General features: G+C 71.2%; 13 protein-coding genes. 3 read left to right on the top strand and 10 right to left on the bottom strand.

From position 1 onward, the window contains the following. The 5 genes from AFM16_RS24785 to AFM16_RS24765 form a co-directional block, all read right to left on the bottom strand. Entirely contained in the window at positions 1-2,448 is a 2,448-nt protein-coding gene (locus tag AFM16_RS24785; RefSeq protein WP_078634656.1) for a galactose oxidase family protein, read from the bottom strand. Further along, positions 2,445-3,638, bottom strand: coding sequence for a glycosyltransferase (locus AFM16_RS24780; protein WP_030783539.1), 1,194 nt, complete (start codon positions 3,636-3,638; stop codon positions 2,445-2,447). The genes AFM16_RS24785 and AFM16_RS24780 overlap by 4 nt, the downstream gene beginning before the upstream one ends. Next, positions 3,635-5,284: an ArnT family glycosyltransferase gene (locus tag AFM16_RS24775; RefSeq protein WP_078634655.1), complete on the bottom strand. Its 1,650-nt coding sequence runs from the start codon at positions 5,282-5,284 to the stop codon at positions 3,635-3,637. The genes AFM16_RS24780 and AFM16_RS24775 overlap by 4 nt, the downstream gene beginning before the upstream one ends. Then, positions 5,281-6,561 (bottom strand): glycosyltransferase, encoded by a 1,281-nt coding sequence (locus AFM16_RS24770; RefSeq protein WP_030783531.1) that lies wholly within the window; start codon positions 6,559-6,561, stop codon positions 5,281-5,283. Before AFM16_RS24770 ends, AFM16_RS24775 begins: the two co-directional genes overlap by 4 nt. Before the next feature lie 205 nt (positions 6,562-6,766). After that, positions 6,767-8,812 (bottom strand): thioredoxin domain-containing protein, encoded by a 2,046-nt coding sequence (locus AFM16_RS24765; protein WP_078634654.1) that lies wholly within the window; start codon positions 8,810-8,812, stop codon positions 6,767-6,769. Positions 8,813-8,955: 143 nt separating this feature from the next. Between AFM16_RS24765 and AFM16_RS24760 the strand changes: the two genes are divergently transcribed. After that, positions 8,956-12,219: a tetratricopeptide repeat protein gene (locus AFM16_RS24760; RefSeq protein WP_078634653.1), complete on the top strand. Its 3,264-nt coding sequence runs from the start codon at positions 8,956-8,958 to the stop codon at positions 12,217-12,219. Between the two features lie 80 nt (positions 12,220-12,299). Here the strand turns inward: AFM16_RS24760 and AFM16_RS24755 are convergent, their stop codons facing one another. Further along, the gene (locus AFM16_RS24755) at positions 12,300-12,572 is read right to left on the bottom strand and encodes a hypothetical protein (RefSeq protein WP_078634652.1); all 273 of its coding nucleotides are present in this window, start codon (positions 12,570-12,572) and stop codon (positions 12,300-12,302) included. Further along, on the bottom strand, positions 12,565-13,446 hold the full coding sequence (mca, locus tag AFM16_RS24750) for a mycothiol conjugate amidase Mca (RefSeq protein WP_078634651.1): 882 nt from the start codon (positions 13,444-13,446) through the stop codon (positions 12,565-12,567). The genes AFM16_RS24755 and mca overlap by 8 nt, the downstream gene beginning before the upstream one ends. A 168-nt stretch (positions 13,447-13,614) precedes the next feature. Between mca and AFM16_RS24745 the strand changes: the two genes are divergently transcribed. Both AFM16_RS24745 and greA read left to right on the top strand, forming a co-directional pair. Continuing rightward, positions 13,615-14,016 carry a DUF4307 domain-containing protein gene (locus tag AFM16_RS24745; RefSeq protein ID WP_030783516.1) on the top strand — a complete coding sequence of 134 codons (402 nt, stop codon included), beginning with the start codon at positions 13,615-13,617 and terminating at the stop codon, positions 14,014-14,016. Between the two features lie 158 nt (positions 14,017-14,174). Next, the gene (gene greA / locus AFM16_RS24740) at positions 14,175-14,675 is read left to right on the top strand and encodes a transcription elongation factor GreA (protein ID WP_030783513.1); all 501 of its coding nucleotides are present in this window, start codon (positions 14,175-14,177) and stop codon (positions 14,673-14,675) included. A gap of 72 nt (positions 14,676-14,747) precedes the next feature. On the opposite strand, the gene AFM16_RS24735 is transcribed toward greA, so the two are convergent. The 3 genes from AFM16_RS24735 to ilvA form a co-directional block, all read right to left on the bottom strand. Further along, a complete protein-coding gene (locus AFM16_RS24735) occupies positions 14,748-15,617 on the bottom strand; it encodes an ABC transporter permease (RefSeq protein WP_030783510.1) in 870 nt (289 codons plus the stop codon). Continuing rightward, positions 15,614-16,621, bottom strand: coding sequence for an ATP-binding cassette domain-containing protein (locus AFM16_RS24730; protein ID WP_078634650.1), 1,008 nt, complete (start codon positions 16,619-16,621; stop codon positions 15,614-15,616). The genes AFM16_RS24735 and AFM16_RS24730 overlap by 4 nt, the downstream gene beginning before the upstream one ends. Before the next feature lie 173 nt (positions 16,622-16,794). After that, complete coding sequence (gene ilvA / locus AFM16_RS24725) at positions 16,795-18,024, bottom strand: threonine ammonia-lyase (protein WP_030783505.1); 1,230 nt, start codon at positions 18,022-18,024, stop codon at positions 16,795-16,797. Positions 18,025-18,116 lie beyond the last annotated feature (92 nt).

Below are 18,116 nucleotides of genomic sequence, written 5' to 3'. Positions count from 1 at the left end.
CTAGGACAGTCGCTGGCTCTTGCTCACATCACCCTTTCCGCAGGCCACGCCGTCCCGGTTCGGGTCGATGCGCAGCGGGTCGTCCTTGCCGTTGACCTCCAGGCGGCCGTAGTCGTTCGCCTTGAGCCAGGTGCAGCGGGCGGCCGCGGTCGCCTTGACCTTCTTGGGGAAGGCCGTCGGCACGCACACGTTGATCGAGCCGTAGTGCCGGTCGCAGCCGGAGACGGTCGGGGCGACCTTCTGCGAGGTCCGCTTCTTGCCGGGCCCGGTGACCTTGCCGGACAGGTCGTCGGCGAAGGTGTGGACGTGCGGGGCGGCCGTCGTGCCGTCCGAGACGGAGAACGTCGACGGGGTGTCCGCGCTGAGCGCGGCCGGGCCCTGGAGGTGCACCCACTTGGCCACCGACGGCACGCCGTTGGCGTCCACCGCGAAGAGCATGTACCAGCCGGGCGGGGCCAGGTTGGGGTTGCTCGTCACGTTCAGGTCGATGTTGTTGCCGTCGACCGAGAGCGGCAGGTCCACGAACCGCTGGTTGGGGTCGGAGGAGTGGGTGACCGCCGCGGGCCGGATCAGCTCGGCCTTGGCGATGGGCCGGTCGACGGTGATCCGCTGGGTGTCGCCGTAGTTCCACTCGGTGTCGATGACCGAGGTGATCGTCGGCCGGGTGCCCTTGAGGAGATAGGGCGGGGTGTAGATCGACACGTTGTGGTTCCAGGTGCCGTTGCCCGGGTTGTCACCGGTGGACATCACCCGGCCGTCGGGCAGCAGGAACGACGACGAGTGGTAGCCGCGGGCCTGCGGATCGGCGGTGACCGGGTCGAAGGTGTTGGTCTCGGGGTCGTAGAGCGAGGACTCGAAGACCGGATCGGCCCGGTTGTGCAGCGCGCCGCCGGTCTCCAGGACCTTGCCGTCGGGCAGCAGGACCGCGGAGACGTACATCTTGCCCTGGGCGCCGGTCTGCGGGACCTTGCCGGCGCCGAGGTCGACCGTGCCCTGCGGGATCGGCGGGCCCGCCACGTACGCGGGGTCGGGCTGCTTGAGGTCGATGACGTCGGTCAGCCGGTTGGCGTCCGGGTTGGAGTCGATGTTGCCGCCGCCGAGGGTGAGGACCTTCTGGTCCTGCGCCGGGGGCAGCAGCACGCTCGCCGACTGGTCCCGCTGGTCCTTGTTCTGGAGACCGGGGACCTGGGTGACGGTGTTGGCGTCGTAGTCGTAGATCGCCGCGCCGGTGCCCGGGATGTTGTTGCCGAAGACATGGCTGCCGGAGTAGAACAGCCGGCCGTCCTGCATGAGGATCATCGACGGGTACAGGCCCCAGTACGACCAGGTCTGGTTGACCTTCCACAGCGGCTGCCACTGCTGTTCCTCCTGCGAGAACAGCTCCGCGGTGACCGAACCGGTGGAGTCCTCGCGCAGCCCGCCGAAGGACAGCACGTCACCGTTGCCCATGATGGTGGCCGACGGATACCAGTGGCCGTCGTTCATGTCGTTGGTCTTGATGTAGCTCTCGGTGGCCGGGTCGAAGATGTACGAGTCCTTGAAGCCCTCGTAGCCGTGTCCGCCCGGTACCGGATAAGCCTTGTTGCCGCTCATCACGAGGACGCGCCCGTCCTGGAGCTGGACGTGGCCGGCGCAGAACATGTCCTTCGGGGTGGGGATGACCTTGTAGCTGCCGTTCGCCGGGTCGTACACCGCGGAGGTGAAGGTGCCGGCCTCGAACTGCTCCTCGCTGTTGCCGGAGCCGGCGATCAGCAGCACCTTGCCGTTGTGCAGGACCACGGAGTGCATGGAGCGCACCGGGTTCTCGGTGGGCAGCACGTCCCAGCGGCCGTTGGCGCACTCGTCGGCGGTGCCGGTGCAGGAGGCGGGCGGCAGGACGTCGGGGACCTGCTCCATCGTGTAGTCGTCGGTGGTGGCCGAGCCGGTGCCGTAGACGGAGACGCCCCAGGTGATCTGGTCGGTGCCGGCCGGCACCTCGGGCGTGCGCACCGACGCCTCGGTCCAGGCCGCGGCCGTCTCCAGGGTCTTGAGGTCGGTCCAGTACTGCCAGCCGGCCGTGGTGTCGTGCCGGAACAGGGTGACGGCGGTGTCGGGCGTCGTCGACTTGTACCAGAGGGACAGGTCGTACTGCTTGCCCGGTGTCACCGCGGGCGCGCAGGCCGCGGACTCGGTGATCAGCGCCTTGCGGTCGCCGTCCACCCGCCGGGTCAGCGTCACCTTCATCGCCTTGGACCCGGTGTGGGCGTCGGAGGTGTGCTCGAAGGTGAAGTCGTTGTCGCCCCAGCCGGACTTCTCCCAGCAGTGCGGCATGCCGTCCGTGCCGGCGGTCTCGAAGCCGGGATTGGTGATGAGGTTGGCGGCGGAGGCGGGTTGTGGTCCTGACAGCAACAGCCCCCCGGTGAGGGCCGTCACCGCCAGGACGGCGGTTCTCCTACGGCGTCTGTTCACGCAGTGCTCCTTGCGGTGGAACGGCTCCGGCGCAGTCCCTTGCGCGGGAGGTAGACCAGCGCTTCCGTGCCGGCGAAGCGCAGGACGAACGTGGTCACCAGCGCCAGCGCGGTCGCGGACAGCGCGTCCATCCCGAAGCGGTGCACGAACAGCGCGATCAGCGGGATGCGCAGCACCAGGTCGGCGTTGGCGAGCAGCGCGAACCGGCCGACCCGGTCCCACCAGCGGCGGTGGGCGCGGCGGTCGCGGAACAGCAGGTGTTCGATGAGGACGAAGTTCCAGGCCACGCCGAGCTGGTTGGCGAGGATCTCCGCCGGTACGTAGTGCAGTCCCGCGGCGGTGAGGGCGTACAGGCCGAGCAGGTTCGGCAGGAAGCCGCTCAGGCCGATCAAGCCGAAGCCGACCATGCGGGCGGCCGGGGAGGCGGTGCGCAGCCCGGCCAGATGGCGCAGGAAGCGCAGGCCCTCCTGCGCGGAGGACTTGGACTCGCCGGCGAAGCGGTCCTGGAAGACGAACGGGACCTCGCTGACCCCGCGCGGCCTGCTGCGGACGGCGAGTTCGAGGAGGATCTTGTAGCCGAGCGGTTTGAGGACGTCCGCCGTGACGGCGCTGCGCCGGATCGCGAAGAAGCCGCTCATCGGGTCGCTGATGCCGTGCAGCCTGCGCGGGAACAGGGACTTGGTGAGCCAGGTCGCGCCGCGCGAGACGGCGACCCGGTAGCTGCCGGCGAGTCCGGCGCGGCTGCCGCCCTTGATGTACCGGGAGGCGACGACCAGTCCGGCGCCGGAGCGTTCGCCGGTGGCGACCAGCTCCGGTACCAGGGAGGGCGGGTGCTGGCAGTCGCCGTCCATGACGACGATCCAGTCCGACCCGGCGGCCTTCATGCCCTCGACGACCGCGCCGCCGAGCCCGCCGGCCGGCACCTCGCGGTGGATCACGGTGACCGGGTACGGGCAGTCCTTGGCCGCGTCCCGGATGACCTCGGGGGTGTCGTCGGTGGAGTCGTCCACGAAGACGACCTCGCAGGGCAGCCGGCCGGGCACCGAGTCGGTGATCAGGTGCAGCAGACGGCGGATGTTCGCCGACTCGTTGAAGGTCGGGACGACGATGGTGACCGCTGCGGGTTCGGCGAGTTCGGCGGTGCGCAGATCGGGGACGGGTGCGGTGGACTCGGTGTGGTCGTGGCTCATCGGACGCCTCCGGAGACGGTCTGGATCCGCCGGATCTCGATCCGGTCCTCGCCGGTGCCGAAGGTGGCCACGGGAGTCGAGTGTTCGAGGGCGGCGCCCACGCTCGGCAGATCGCGGGCGTCGCGCCGTACGGTCGGGGAGGCGACGACGTAGTCGATGTCCCGCCAGCCGTTCGGCAGGGTCTTGGTGACGGCGGGGTCGAGGTCGGCCTTGTAGAACCAGATCGCGCCGAGGCCCGGCCGGTAGCCGGCGTGCACGAGGTCCAGCCAGAGCGCGTCGTCGACCAGGACCCGGGTGTCGGCCGGGTTCTCCACCTCGGTGGCCAGCCACTTGGAGGCGGCCTGGTAGGGGGCGTTGGCGTCGGCGGTGAGGGCGGTGCGGTTGCCGTCGTACCAGTGCGGGACGACGTAGGCGCCGGCGGCCAGGGCGAGGACGACGGCGAGGGCGTAGCGGCCACCGGTCCTCCAGCGGACCTCGTCCGGGCGGCGCCGTCTGCGCAGCACGCCGTGGGCGACGCTGGCCGCGGCGGCGGCGAGGACCAGGGCGAGGAAGGGCAGCGCCTGGATGACGTACATCGCGGGCAGGTAGCCGCTGGGCCGCATCGCGACCAGGCCGAGGATGGCCACCGCGAGGGAGGGGCCGGCCAGGGCGCGGGCGGTGACCGACCAGCGCCAGGTCAGCAGGAGCAACAGGGCGCCGGCGAGGCCGCCGACGATCAGGACGCGGTCGTAGTAGAGCCAGGACTGCAGGACGCCGTGCGAGCCGGAGCCCGCGTCCAGGATGAAGCCCGAACCGGGCCTGGTCATCTGGTACTTGATGCCGTCCCAGAGGGAGACATGGCCGCTGCCGGGGAACAGCTCGCCCTTGAGGAGGGCGAACAGCGGGTACGAGAAGCCGATCAGGGCGCAGGCGGTGACGGCGCCGGTGAGGGCGAACTTGCGGGTGTCGCGGTGGCTGTGGCGCCACATGGTGACCAGGACCGCGGGGAGGACGAAGAGCATCGTCTCCTTGGTGAGCACGGCCGTCGCGGCGGCGATGCCGGCGCCGAAGTGGTGCCAGAGGTGACGGCTGGGCGAGGCGGCCAGGGTGAACGCGAGGAGCGTCCACATCACGGCGAGGTTGTCGAGGAAGATCTCCCGCTGGAGGACGACGGACAGCGGGGAGAGCCCGAACAGGGCCATGCCGAGTCCGGCGGCCCAGCGCGGCAGCGACAGCCGCCGGCCGAGGACGTAGACGAGGACCGCGCTGACGGCGCTGACCACGAGCATCGCGGCGCGCATGGTGCCGACGGTCATCGACTCGGGGCTGATCAGCTTGGGGATCCAGGTGAGCAGGGCGAGCTGGATCCAGCCGAACGGCGGGTGGTCGTACCAGTAGGTGTAGTGGGCGAGGCCGCGGCCCTCCTGGACCGCCCACGCCTGGGCGAGATAGGTGCCCTCGTCGTCGCTGAGGGTCGGGTAGTCGGCGATGTTCCAGCCCTGGACGACGAGGATCGCCACCAGGAGGACACCGCAGAGCAGCAGGTCGGGACGGGACGAGCGGAGCCGCTTCGGCGGGGCTGTTCGGCCGGTCGGACGCGTATCAGGCACAGGTCGGCGCTGCGCGGGGACCTTGGCTGTGGTCACCGCGGGAAGGGTGGAGGTCACGCAGGAACGTCCTCTCGGGTCACCGCGGGGTCGGGTGCCGCGTCGGTCAGGTGCGCACCGGTGTGTTCGGTCAGTTCCCAGTCGTTGCGGCCGCGCTGTTCGCGCCAGACGGCGCGCAGGGCGGCTCCCGCGAGGAGCACCTGGTAGAAGGGGCCGCCCACGACGAGCTTGACGTAGTGGACGAACCGGACGCGCAGGCCGTACTGCTTGCCGAAGTCGTGCAGTCCGACGAGTTCGAAGACGAAGGTGACGAGCGCGGTCACGGCCGGCAGGAAGGTGACGAAGGCGATGCCGACGGGGACGTCGAGGAAGAGCGCGATCGCCACGTTGAGCGGGATGATCACGCCGGAGAACGCCTGAAGGAAGGGCGTCATGAGGGTGTAGCGGGCGAGGAGGCGCTGCCCGAAGCCGGGGAGCTGCTTCCAGTCCTTCTTCCGGTACACCTGGAGGAAGCCCTGGTTCCAGCGGGTGCGCTGCTTGAGCAGGGACATCAGGGAGCCCGGGGTCTCCTCGCGGGTCACCATGTCGGAGTCGTAGGCGACGACGACCTTCTTGCCGACGCTGGACAGGCGGACGCCCAGGTCGCAGTCCTCGGCGAGGCAGTTGGGGTCCCAGCCGTCGGCGGCCCGCAGCACGTCGGTGCGGACGAAGACGGTGTTGCCGCCGAGCGGGATGAAGCCCTTCTGCGCGTGGAGATGGAGCCGGGAGCGGAACCAGAAGAAGTACTCCAGGCAGTTGCGCAGGCTGTACCAGCTCGAGTGGAAGTTGATGAGCTGGACGCCGCCCTGGACGACGTCCGCGCCGGTGGTGCGGAAGGCGTGGTCGACGTGGGCGAGCAGCTCCGGGTGGACCTGGTCCTCGGCGTCGAAGACCCCGACGACGTCGCCGCGGCAGTGCGGCAGCGCCGTGTTCATGGCCTTCGGCTTGTTCTTCTTCTCGTGGGTGTCGACGACGACGCGGACCCGGGTGTCACGGGCGGCGGCCCGCTCGGCCACGGCCGTGGTCTCGGGGTCGTCGTGCCCCACGATGACGATGATCTCGAAGTCGGTGTGGGTGGACTCCAGCAGGCGCTGGATCGTGTGGTCCAGCACGGCCTGTTCGTGCCGTGCGGGAAGCAGCAGCGAGAAGGAGACGTGTTCGTCCCCGTCCGGACTGCTGAACCGGGTGGAGGCGAGCACTTCGGGCGTACGCCACGCGTGCATCTGCCACCACAGGGTGAAGGCCGCCATCCAGAACAAGGCCAGGGATATGGCGGTGATGAAGACAGACGTCAGCAAAACAAGATCCCCCCAGATCTCACTACCCCCTGTCGCGACGGCCTGTCACAGGCGTCGCGTCACTGTGAGGAGATTAGGGGGAATCTGTGAACCGCGGGGGATCTTCCGATAAATAGCTTGTTTCACAACTGACCTGCCGGTAACCGGACTTATCCCGAACAGACGCTCACCTTCCGCGTCTGTCAGGGCCTGTCACCGATGCGTTTCAGCCGTTCAGCGCGGTGCGCAGACGCTCCGGATCGGTCGTCGGAGCGTCACACGTAAAGTTACGGCAGACGTACGCCGTCGGTTCACCGTCACGCAGAGACCGTCCGGCGAGCAACGGAAACTCGTCACTGTCCGTGGCCCCATAGGCTACGACAGCGCCCGGGGCGGTGCCCAGCAGCGCCGTGCGGAGCAGCTCCCGCGCCGCCGGGTCCTCGAACCCCTCGGCCACGACGGCGACTTCGCGCGGACCGTCGAGCAGCGCCTCCGCGGCGGCCAGTCCCCAGCCGACGAACCGGGGCACCCGCGGGCCGAGCGCCGCGACCACCCCGAGGGCCTTCTCGGCGGCCGTGCGGTGCGGTTCCGAGCCGGTGTGGGCGGCGTACGACAGCAGCGCGGCCGCGGCGGCGGTCCAGCCGGAGGGCGCCGCGTTGTCGGTGGGGTCCTGCGGGCGCCGGATGAGGCGCTCGGCGTCCGCGGCGGTGTCGTACAGCGCGCCGGACTCCGGGTCGGTGAAGCGGGCGAGCACATGGTCGAGCAGCAGACCGGCGAACTCCAGCCAGACGCCCTCCCCCGTCACCGAGGCGAGCGCGAGGAACCCCTCGGCGACGTCGCCGTAGTCCTCCAGCACCCCCGCGTGGATGCCGGCCCGGCCGTCCTTGCTGGTGCGGAACAGCCGTGCCTGGTCGTCGAGATGGAGCCGCACGAGGAGATCGGCGGCGCCGACGGCGGCCTCGACCAGATCCGGCCGGTCGAAGCAGGCGCCGGTCTCGGCCAGCGCGGCGATCGCGAGGCCGTTCCAGGCGGCCACGACCTTGTCGTCCCGGCCGGGCGCGGGCCGCTCGGCCCGGCGCGCCAGCAGCCGCGCCCTGATCCCGGCCACCTTCTCCGCGTCGAACACGCCTTCCTGCTGCGGGAGTTGCAGCACCGAGGCGCCCTCCTCGAAGGTGCCCTTCTCGGTCACCCCGAAGTACTCGGCGGCCGTGCGCGCGTCGTCCTCGCCGAGCGCCTCGGCCAACTGGCCCGGCGTCCACACGTAGTAGGCGCCCTCGACGTGCCGCCCGCTGCCGTCCTCGCTGCCGTCGTCGCTGTCGGCGTCCAGCGCGGAGGCGAACCCGCCCTCGGCGGTGCGCAGTTCACGCACCATGAAGTCGGCCGTCTCCAGCGCGACGCGGCGCGCGAGTTCGGATCCGGTCGCCCGCCAGAGGTGGGCGTAGACCCGGCACAGCAGCGCGTTGTCGTACAGCATCTTCTCGAAGTGCGGCACGATCCAGTCGCGGTCGACGGAGTACCGGGCGAAGCCGCCGCCGAGCTGGTCATAGATACCGCCCCGCGCCATCCGTTCACAGGTGTCCCGGGCCATCTGGAGCGCACCCTCGGCACCGGTACGCGCATGATGCCGCAACAGGAACTCGATCACCATGGACGGCGGGAACTTCGGCGCCCCGCCGAACCCGCCGCGCTGCGCGTCGTACTCCCGGGTCAGCCCCAGCAGCGCCTGCGCCTGCTGCTGCTCCCCGGGCGGGCTGCCGTCGCCGTAGGAGATCTCACGGCCCGACAGATCCCGCACGATCTTCCCGGCGACCTCCGCGACCTCGTCGCGCCGCCCGTCCCACGCCTGCCGCACCCCCTCCAGCACCTGCCGGAACGACGGCATGCCGTGCCGGGGCGCGGGCGGGAAGTAGGTACCGAAGTAGAAGGGCTCGGCGTCGGGCGTGAGGAACACGGTCATCGGCCACCCGCCCTGCCCGGTGGCCGCCTGCACGGCCTCCATGTAGACGGCGTCGACGTCCGGCCGCTCCTCACGGTCGACCTTGACGGCCACGAAGCCGGCGTTGAGCACATCGGCCGTCTCCTGGTCCTCGAAGGACTCGTGGGCCATGACATGGCACCAGTGGCAGCTCGAATACCCCACGCTCAGCAGCACCGGCACGTCCCGCCGCCGTGCCTCCTCGAACGCCTCCGCGGACCAGGGCCACCAGTCGACGGGGTTCTCGGCGTGCTGGAGCAGATACGGGGACGTCTCGTCAGCAAGGCGGTTCGGCATACGACCATCCTCGCGCACCGGGGCTCCGGTTGCCGCCCTCGACCTGGCGTGAACCCGGGTCCGTTCGCACCCTCGCGCCCCGCAGCCCCTCACCCGCACACTTGAGCCACGGACGCTGTGACCGTTGGAGGGGGAGACGGGACGTGCGGGACAGCCACAGGACGGACGCCGAACGACTGCTGACTCGGGCCGTGGAGGAGGAGGTGCGGCGTTCCGGGGGACGTACCGACCGGCAGGCGCTGCTGACCCGGGCCCGCGGCGCGCTGGACGCCATGGCGGGCAGCGCCGCCGAGGAGTACGAGGCGTACGCGCGTGCCGCGGACGCGGCGCAGGCCCGCCGGACCGGCTTCGTGCGGCGCTCGGCGCGCGCGGGCGGACGGACCCCGCTGCTGGTGGCGGGCGTCGCCGCCGTGACCACCACCGTCGCCGACCTGGCACTGGGCACCGGGCCCGGTACGGCGCTCGGGGCGGGGGTCGCAGTCGGGGTCGTCGGCGCCGCCACGACCGTGGTGAAGGCCGCCGGCACGCACCGGCCCGCCGAGGGCCCGCCCGGCGGCACCGAACAGCTACGGCTCCAGTGGCTGACCGCGCTGGAGGTCCGGGGCATCCGCCCGTTCCTGGACCAGCAGCGGATGCTGGCCGCGACGACCGGCCCGAGGAAACGGCCGGGACCGCGGCTGCGCGGCACGGACAAGAGCGCGGCGGCCCGCGGGCGGACGGTACTTGAGCAGTCGTTCGGCCAACTCCCCGACCCGGCGGGGCCGTTCGCGGGTCGCCGGGAGGAACTGGCGCGGATCCGGCAGTGGGTGCAGGCGGCCCGGGCCGGCACCGCGACCCGGCCGGTGGTCGTCGTCCTGCACGGCCCGCCCGGCAGCGGCCGCAGCGCGCTCGCGATCCGCGCCGCGCACGAGCTGCGCGACCAGTTCCGCGGCGCCTGCGTGGTCGATCTGCGCGGCGACGGCGCCCAGGAAGGCGCGCGGGAGGGCATCCGGGAAGGCACGCAGGAGGGCACGCGGGAGGGCACGCCGGAGGGAACCCTCGCCACGCGGCCGCTCACCACCCGGGACGCGCTGCTGCATCTGCTGAACCGGCTCGGCGCACCCCGCGAGCAACTCCTCTTCCGGGAGCGCACCTCCCCCGACCAGCAGGTCAAACGGCTCGGCGAGCTGTACCAGCAGCATCTGACCGGGCTGCCCGTCACGGTCGTCCTGGACGACGCCCACGACCCGGAACAGGTCCGCGCGCTCGTCCCGGAACGCTCCGAGAGCCTCGTCCTCGTGACCGCCCGGACCCCGCTCGACCTCCCCGCCGATCTGCCCGCCCGGGTGCACGAACTGCCGGTGCTCCCCCTGGAGGCGGCCGGCGCCGAGGAACTCCTCGGCACGGTCGCACAGGACGCCTCGGGCCCCTACGACGCCGAATCCGCCGACCGGATCAGGGAGTTGTGCGGCGGACTCCCGCTGGCGCTGCGGATCGCCGGCTCCTCCCTGGGCCCGCGCTCCCCGCGCGCCCTCGCCTCCGACCTGGCCGCCTACGGCCCCGTGGAACCGGCGGAGCGCGCCCTGTGGCTGCGCTACACCGACCAGCCCGAACCGGCCCGCCGGCTGCTGCGGCGGCTCGCGCTCGCCGGCCGGGCCTCGCTCGGCGCCGCCGCAGCCGCCGCGCTGCTCGCCACCGACCGCGAGGAAGCGACCCGGCTGCTCACGGCACTCGCCGACGCCGGACTCGTCGACCGGGTGCGCGGCGACCGCTACCGCCTGCACGCCGTGGTCCGCGCCTTCGCCCACGCCCGGCTCCTGGACGAGGAGGAGCCGGCCGAGCGCACGGCCGCGCAGGAACGGCTGATCGTCAGCCACGCCGAACTCGCCGACTCCGTCCTGCGGCTGGTCGACGGCAACATGTCGACCCGCTCGGACCGCTTCACCCCGCACGGCTTCACCTCCCTCGACGAGGCGCTGCGCTGGCTGGACGACGAGTCCAGCTTCATCACCGCCGCCCTGCGGCAGGCCGAGGGCGTCGACCAGGAGGCCGTACTGAGCCTGCTGGGCGCGCTGTGCGACTACTGCCTGCTGCGCGGCGACCTCTACCGGCTCGGCGAGATCAACGAACTGGCCCAGACGGTCGGCCAGGATCTGCTGGTGCGCTCCGTGCAGTGGCGCACCGGCATCGCGGCCCGCCAGCTCGGCGAACTGGACAAGGCCCGGACGACCCTCAGCTCGGTCGTGGACCTGTACCTCCAGGCCCATCACGACGCCGGCGCGGCCCGCGCCCTGTGCTCCCTCGGCATCACCCTGCACCACCAGGGCAACCTCACCGAGGCGGCGGCCCGGCTGCGGGAGGCGCTGGACCTCCAGGCCGCGCCCGGGCTGGCTACCGACCGCGCCTGGACCATGCACGCCCTGGCCGCCGTCGAACGCGACCGGGCCCGCCTCGCCGAGTCCCTGGACCTGCTCACCCGCTCCCTGGTCCTGCACCGCGAGGGCGGCTCCCTGCACGGCGAGGCATGGGCGCACTTCCAGCTCGGCCAGCTCCATCTGCGGCGCGGCGACGTCCCCCGGGCGGAGCGCGAGCTGCGCGACGCCCTCGATCTGTACGGCCGCACCCGCGACGCCCGCGGCGAGGCGTGGGCCCTGACCCAGCTCGCGCGGGCCCGGCTGGTCGCCGGGGACGCCCCGGCGGCGGAGGAGGGCCTGCGCACGGCGGCCGCCCGGCACCGGGACAACGAGGACGCGCGCGGCGAGGCGTGGACCGTGTACCACCTGGGCCTGGCCCTGGAGGAGAGCGGCGACCTCGACCGGGCGGTCCGCGAGCTGGAACGCTCCCGCTCGCTGTTCTCCCGGATGCGGGACGTCTACGGCCTGGCCTGCGCCCGGCACCATTCGGCGCGGGTCACCCGGGACCAGCGCGCCGCCCAGACCGGCTCGCTGCGCAACTCCGGCTTCGCCCGGCAGCTCCTCGTCGACGCCCGCGCCGACTTCCAGCGCATCGGCGTCGCCCACGGCGAGGCGTGGACCTGCCTGGAACTGGCGATCGTCGAGGCGGGCAACAGCCGCACCCCGCAGGCCCTGTCCCTGTGCGACGAGGCCCTGACCCTCTTCACCTCCTACGGCGACCACCGCGGCGAGGACTGGGCCCGCTTCCTGCGCTGCACCCTCCTGCCGTACGCGTCACCGGGCGGGGTGGAGGTGGGCACGGCGGTGGCCTCGGCGGAACTGGCCCGGCTGGGCGACGCGCGGGATCCGCTGCGCGACCCGAGGCTCAGCGAGTGCGTGGAGGCGTACCGGATCCTCCTGGAGCGGGGCGTCCGGCTGGAGGCGGGCTGGCAGGCGTGGCGCCTGGGCATGATCCCGGGACGGCATGCGCGGGAGGTGATGGGGGTGGCGGTGCCGGAGGCGGAGTCGTCGTAGGCGGCGAGGCGGGGGCATGGAAACGAACCGGCCCGGGGCTGTCGCCCGGGCCGGCCGTGATGTCCCGCTCGCGGCCTCGGTCAGCCCTGTGCCGGGGAGGGCTTGCCCTTGCCCGTGGCCGCCGTGGCCGCCGTGGCCGCCGCCGCGCCGTGCTCGGCCGGCGGGGCCTCCTCGAAGGAGACCTTGCCCATGTGCTTGTTCATGGACTTCATGAGGCCCCACACCGCCAGGGCCATCACCGCGAACACGATGAAGCCGAGGACGCCGGGGGTGACCTTGTTCTTGTCGACCTCCTGGGCGAGGGGGACGAGATGCGTCATTGCCAGGCTCACGCTTGCGCTCATGTCAGGCATTGTCGCGGATGCCCGCAAAGAGGTCGTCCTCGGGGAGGGACGTTCCGACGAGGGTCTTCGCCAGCTCGTACTCCTCCGTCGGCCAGACCTCCTTCTGGATCTCCATCGGGACCTTGAACCAGCCGCCGTCGGGGTCGATCTGCGTGGCGTGCGCGATCAGCGCCTTGTCACGGATCTCGTAGAAGTCGGCGCACGGGACGTGCGTGGTCAGCGTGCGCTCGACCCGCTCGAACTCGCTCCACCGCTTGAGCCAGTCCCCGTACGGCGACTCCAGGCCGCGGTCCAGCATCGCCTGGTGCAGCGCCTCGGTGCGGGGGCGGTTGAAGCCCTGGTTGTAGTACAGCTTCTGCGGCTGGTACACCGGGCCGAACTCGGCCTCGGGGTACGTCTCGGCGTCGGCCGCGCCCTCGAAGGCCACCATCGTGATCTTGTGGGTCATGATGTGGTCGGGGTGCGGGTAGCCGCCGTTCTCGTCGTAGGTGGTGATCACCTGGGGACGGAAGGAGCGGATCTGCTTCACCAGCTCGCCGGCCGCCTTGTCGACGTCCTCCAGGGCGAAGCAGCCCTCGGGCAGCGGAGGCAGCGGGTCGCCCTCGGGCAGCCCGGAGTCGACGAAGCCGAGCCATTCCTGCTTGACGCCGAGGATCTCGCGGGCCTCGTCCATCTCCTTCTTGCGTACCTCGTGGATGTGCTCCTCGATGTACTTGTCACCCTGAAGCTTGGGATTGAGGATGGAGCCGCGCTCCCCGCCCGTGCAGGTCACGACCAGCACGTCCACCCCCTCGGACACGTACTTCGCCATGGTGGCCGCGCCCTTGCTCGACTCGTCGTCGGGGTGGGCGTGGACGGCCATCAGTCGTAGCTGGTCAGTCAAGACTCATCCTCGGTAAGTCGGCGCCCGGTGTGCACCGGCGCGATCGCAGGCTTCTATAGTGACCGAACCGGGGGGCGAATAATTCCGGGAGCCGGACGGGACGGCCCGAATGCGGGACCCGGTCCGCCCCCGCAGGACGCCCTGGCCGGGTCAGCCGAGAGGACGATCATGAGTACGGCGAGCACGCGACCGCCCGAGGGCCGCTACGGCCGGGTCTCGGACGAGCGCGCCGACCGCAGACTCAAGGTCCTCGGCGGGGTGCTCGGAGCGGTGCTGCTGGCCGTGGTCGGCTTCTTCGCCTATCACTACGTCGGCCAGAACAAGATCAGCGCCGAGGTGATCACCTTCAAGGCGACATCGGACGACGCGGTACGGGTCCACCTGGAGGTCCGCAAGGACGCCGGGGTGAGCGGCTACTGCACGGTCCGCTCACAGGCCGAGGACGGCGCCGAGGTGGGCCGGGCCGACTTCCGCTTCTCCGGCGCGGACACCCGGATCGACCAGGTCGTCACGCTGCGCACCACGGCCCGGGGAACGACGGCCGAGCTGCTCGGCTGTCACACCGGCTGACAAAACGTCCGCACTGACCTGCGTCGACGTAATTCTGGTGGCTTATGTCCTCCCCCTTTGCCCGCTGAATTGTTAGGCTCGTGGTTTCGCCCTTCCGCTGAGGAACATGCTTGAGGCAGGGCGATGCTTTGTCTTCCCAGTACCGACGAGGAGCACCTGTGACCCAGACCAGCGAGTCCGTCACCTGGCTGACCCAGGAGGCGTACAACAAGCTCAAGGTCGAGCTTGAGTACCTTACTGGTCCTGCGCGCACGGAGATCGCCGCCAAGATCGCGGCCGCGCGCGAGGAGGGCGACCTTCGCGAGAACGGCGGGTACCACGCGGCCAAGGAGGAGCAGGGCAAGCAGGAGCTCCGTGTGCGCCAGCTCACCCAGCTCCTGGAGAACGCCAAGGTCGGCGAGGCTCCGGCCTCCGCGGACGGCGCGGTGGCGCCCGGCATGGTCGTGACGATCGCCTTCGACGGCGACGAGGACGACACGATGACCTTCCTGCTGGCCTCGCGCGAGTACGCCAGCTCCGACATCGAGACCTACTCGCCCCAGTCCCCGCTGGGCACCGGCGTGATCGGTCACAAGGTCGGCGAGGACGCGGAGTACGAGCTGCCCAACGGCAAGAAGGCCTCGGTACGCATCCTCAAGGCCGAGCCCTACAGCGGCTGACCCCTCCCCCGTCTCTTCCGACGAGCCCCCGGCACCCGTGCGGCCGGGGGCTTCGTCATGCCGTCGTCCTGGTCATGCGGTGGCCGAGCGGTACTTGCGGACCGCCAGGGTGCGGAAGATGGCGATGATGACGATCGAGTAGATGATCGACGCCCAGACGGGGTGGGCCATCGGCCAGGCGTCGGACGGGGAGACGCCCGGGTCGCCGAAGAGGGTGCGGCAGGCCTGGACGGTGGCGCTGAACGGGTTCCACTCGGCGATCGGCTGGAGCCAGGACGCCATCTGTGACGAGTCCACGAACGCGTTGGAGATGAAGGTGACCGGGAAGAGCCAGATCAGGCCGCCCGAGGTGGCCGCCTCCGGGGTTCTCACGCTCAGGCCGATCAGGGCGCCGATCCAGGTGAACGCGTAGCCGAGCAGGAGCAGCAGACCGAAGGCGGCCGCGATCTTGCCGGCGTTGGTGGGTTCGGCGTAGCCGGGGCGCCAGCCGACCAGGAGGGCGACGACGGCCAGGACGAGCAGGGTCAGCGAGGTCTGCACCAGGTCGGCGAGGGTGCGGCCGGTGAGGACCGCGCCGCGGGCCATGGGCAGCGAGCGGAACCGGTCGATGAGGCCCTTGTGCATGTCGTCGGCGATGCCCGCGCCGGCTCCGGCGGTGGCGAAGGTGACGGTCTGCGCGAAGATGCCGGCCATCAGGAAGTTCTTGTACACATCCGGGTCGGTGGAGCCGCCGATGCTCATCGAGCCGCCGAAGACGTACGTGAACAGGACGACGAACATCACCGGCTGGATGAGCCCGAAGATCACCATCTCGGGGATCCGGCTCATGCGGATCAGGTTCCTGCGGGCGATCACCAGGGAGTCCCGGACGGACTGGCCGATCGCGCCGCCGGAGGCGGGGGCGGGCGCGGTGCCGCGCGCGGTGTCGGTGAGGGTGCTCATACGGCGGTCTCCTTGGCCTTGGCCTTGCCGGTGCCGTCCTCGTCGTCGCCCCTGCCGTCGCCCGGTTCCGCGGCATGTCCGGTCAGGGAGAGGAAGACGTCGTCGAGGGTGGGGCGGCGCAGGCCGATGTCGTCCATCTCGATACCGCGGACGTCCAGTTCCCGGATGACCTCGGCGAGGAGCTTCGCGCCACCGGTGACGGGGACGGTGAGTTTGCGGGTGTGTTCCTCGACGGTGGTCTCGCCCTTGCCGAAGCCGGCCAGCACCTCGCGGGCCGTGGCGATGTCCTCGCGCTCACGGACGACGACCTCGACGCGCTCGCCGCCGGTGCGGGCCTTGAGCTGGTCGGAGGTGCCGCGGGCGATGACCTTGCCGTGGTCCACGACCGCGATGTCGTGCGCGAGGTGGTCGGCCTCTTCGAGGTACTGGGTGGTGAGCAGCAGGGTCGTACCGCCGGACACGAGGTCCTTCACCACGTCCCACAGGAGTTGGCGGTTGCGGGGGTCGAGGCCGGTCGTCGGTTCGTCCATGAACATCACGGGCGGGGAGACGACGAGGGCCGCGGCCAGGTCGAGGCGGCGGCGCATACCGCCGGAGTAGGTCTTGGTCGTACGGTCGGCGGCGTCCGTGAGGTCGAACTGTTCGAGCAGTTCGGCGGCGCGGGCCTTCGCAGCCTTGGACTTCATCTGGTAGAGCTGTCCGACCATCTGGAGGTTCTCGCGGCCGGTGAGGTACTCGTCGACCGCGGCGAACTGGCCGGACAGGCCGATGGAGCGGCGCACCTCGTTGGGGTGCTTGAGGACGTCGAGTCCGGCGACCTGGGCGCGGCCGCGGTCGGGCCGCAGGAGCGTGGTGAGGCAGCGGACCGTGGTGGTCTTGCCCGCGCCGTTGGGCCCGAGAAGGCCGAGGACGGTGCCCTCCGGGACATCGAGGTCGACGCCGTCGAGGGCCTTGACGTCGCCGAAGGTCTTCACCAGCCCTTCGGCGTAGATGGCGCCTGGCATATGGGTCTCCACGTCGTTGGGGATTCTTCCGAAAGCCTAGGTCCGCGTATTTCGTCGTGCGCGGGATTTTCGTGGCGGGGCGACCACGAGACACACCATAACGCGATGTATCGCGTCTCACAACGGACTTACCCGAACGAGTGACGGGCAGGGATCCGAAAGAACGTCCCGCGTCAGCCGACGACCGTGTACCCCGCCTCGTGCAGCGCCCTGCCGACCTCCGTGCAGTGCTCCGGGCCCTTCGTCTCCAGGTGAAGTTCGACCTCCGCCTCGGTCAGCCCGAGCCGCGGATCGGTCCGCACATGGCTCACGTCCAGGACGTTGGCGTCGACCACCGTGAGCACCCCGAGCAGCGTGGCGAGGGCACCCGGCCGGTCCGTCAGCCGCACGCTCACCGTGAGATAGCGGCCCTGCGCCGCCATGCCGTGCAGCAGCACCCGCTGCATCAGCACCGGATCGACGTTGCCGCCGGACAGCACCGCCACCACCGGGCCCTCGAAGGCGCCGGGATCGCTCAGCAGCGCGGCGACCGGGCTCGCCCCGGCCGGTTCGACCACCAGCTTCGCCCGCTCCAGGCAGAGCAGCAGCGCGGTGGACAGTTCGTCCTCCGACACCGTGCGCACCTCGTCCACCAGGTCCGCGACGATCCCGAACGGCACGTCACCGGGCCTGCCGACCTTGATCCCGTCGGCCATCGTCGCCGGAGCGGGCACCGCCACCGGGTAGCCGGCGGCCAGCGAGGGCGGGTACGCGGCCGCGCCCGCCGCCTGCACCCCGACGATCCGCACGTCCGGCCGCAGCGCCTTCACCGCGACCGCGATCCCGGCCGCGAGGCCGCCGCCGCCGATCCCGACGACGATCGTGCGGACCTCCGGGCACTGCTCCAGGATCTCCAGGCCGACCGTGCCCTGCCCCGCGATCACGTCCGGGTGGTCGAAGGGGTGGATGAACACCGCGCCGGTGCGCGCCGCGTGCTCCTGCGCGGCGGCCAGCGTCTCGTCGACCACCTGTCCGTGCAGCCGCACCTCGGCGCCGTAGCCGCGGGTGGCGCTGATCTTCGGCAGCGGGGCGCCGCGCGGCATGAACACGGTGGAGCGGACGCCGAGCAGCGACGAGGCGAGCGCGACGCCCTGCGCGTGGTTGCCCGCGCTGGCCGCGACCACCCCGGCGGCCCGCTCCTCGGGCAGCAGCCCGGAGATACGGACATAGGCGCCGCGCAGTTTGAACGAGCCCGTGCGCTGGAGGTTCTCGCACTTGAGGTGCACCGGCGCGCCGATCAGCCGGGAGAGATACCGGCTGCCTTCCATCGCGGTGGTCCGCGCCACGCCCGACAGCATCTTCTGGGCGCCGCGGACGTCGTCGAGAGTGACGGGCCGCAAGGAGTCAGCCGTGCCGTAGCTCATGACACCAGCATCGCAGTTCACAGGCGGGAACGGCCGCTGTGACCAACCTCCGAGACCGGATTCCGAAGGCCCGGTACGGTGCGCCTTCCAGC

It is taken from the genome of Streptomyces antibioticus (assembly GCF_002019855.1).
In the GTDB taxonomy this organism is placed as follows: Bacteria; Actinomycetota; Actinomycetes; order Streptomycetales; family Streptomycetaceae; genus Streptomyces; species Streptomyces antibioticus_B.
This window is presented reverse-complemented; position numbering and strand designations above follow the sequence as displayed.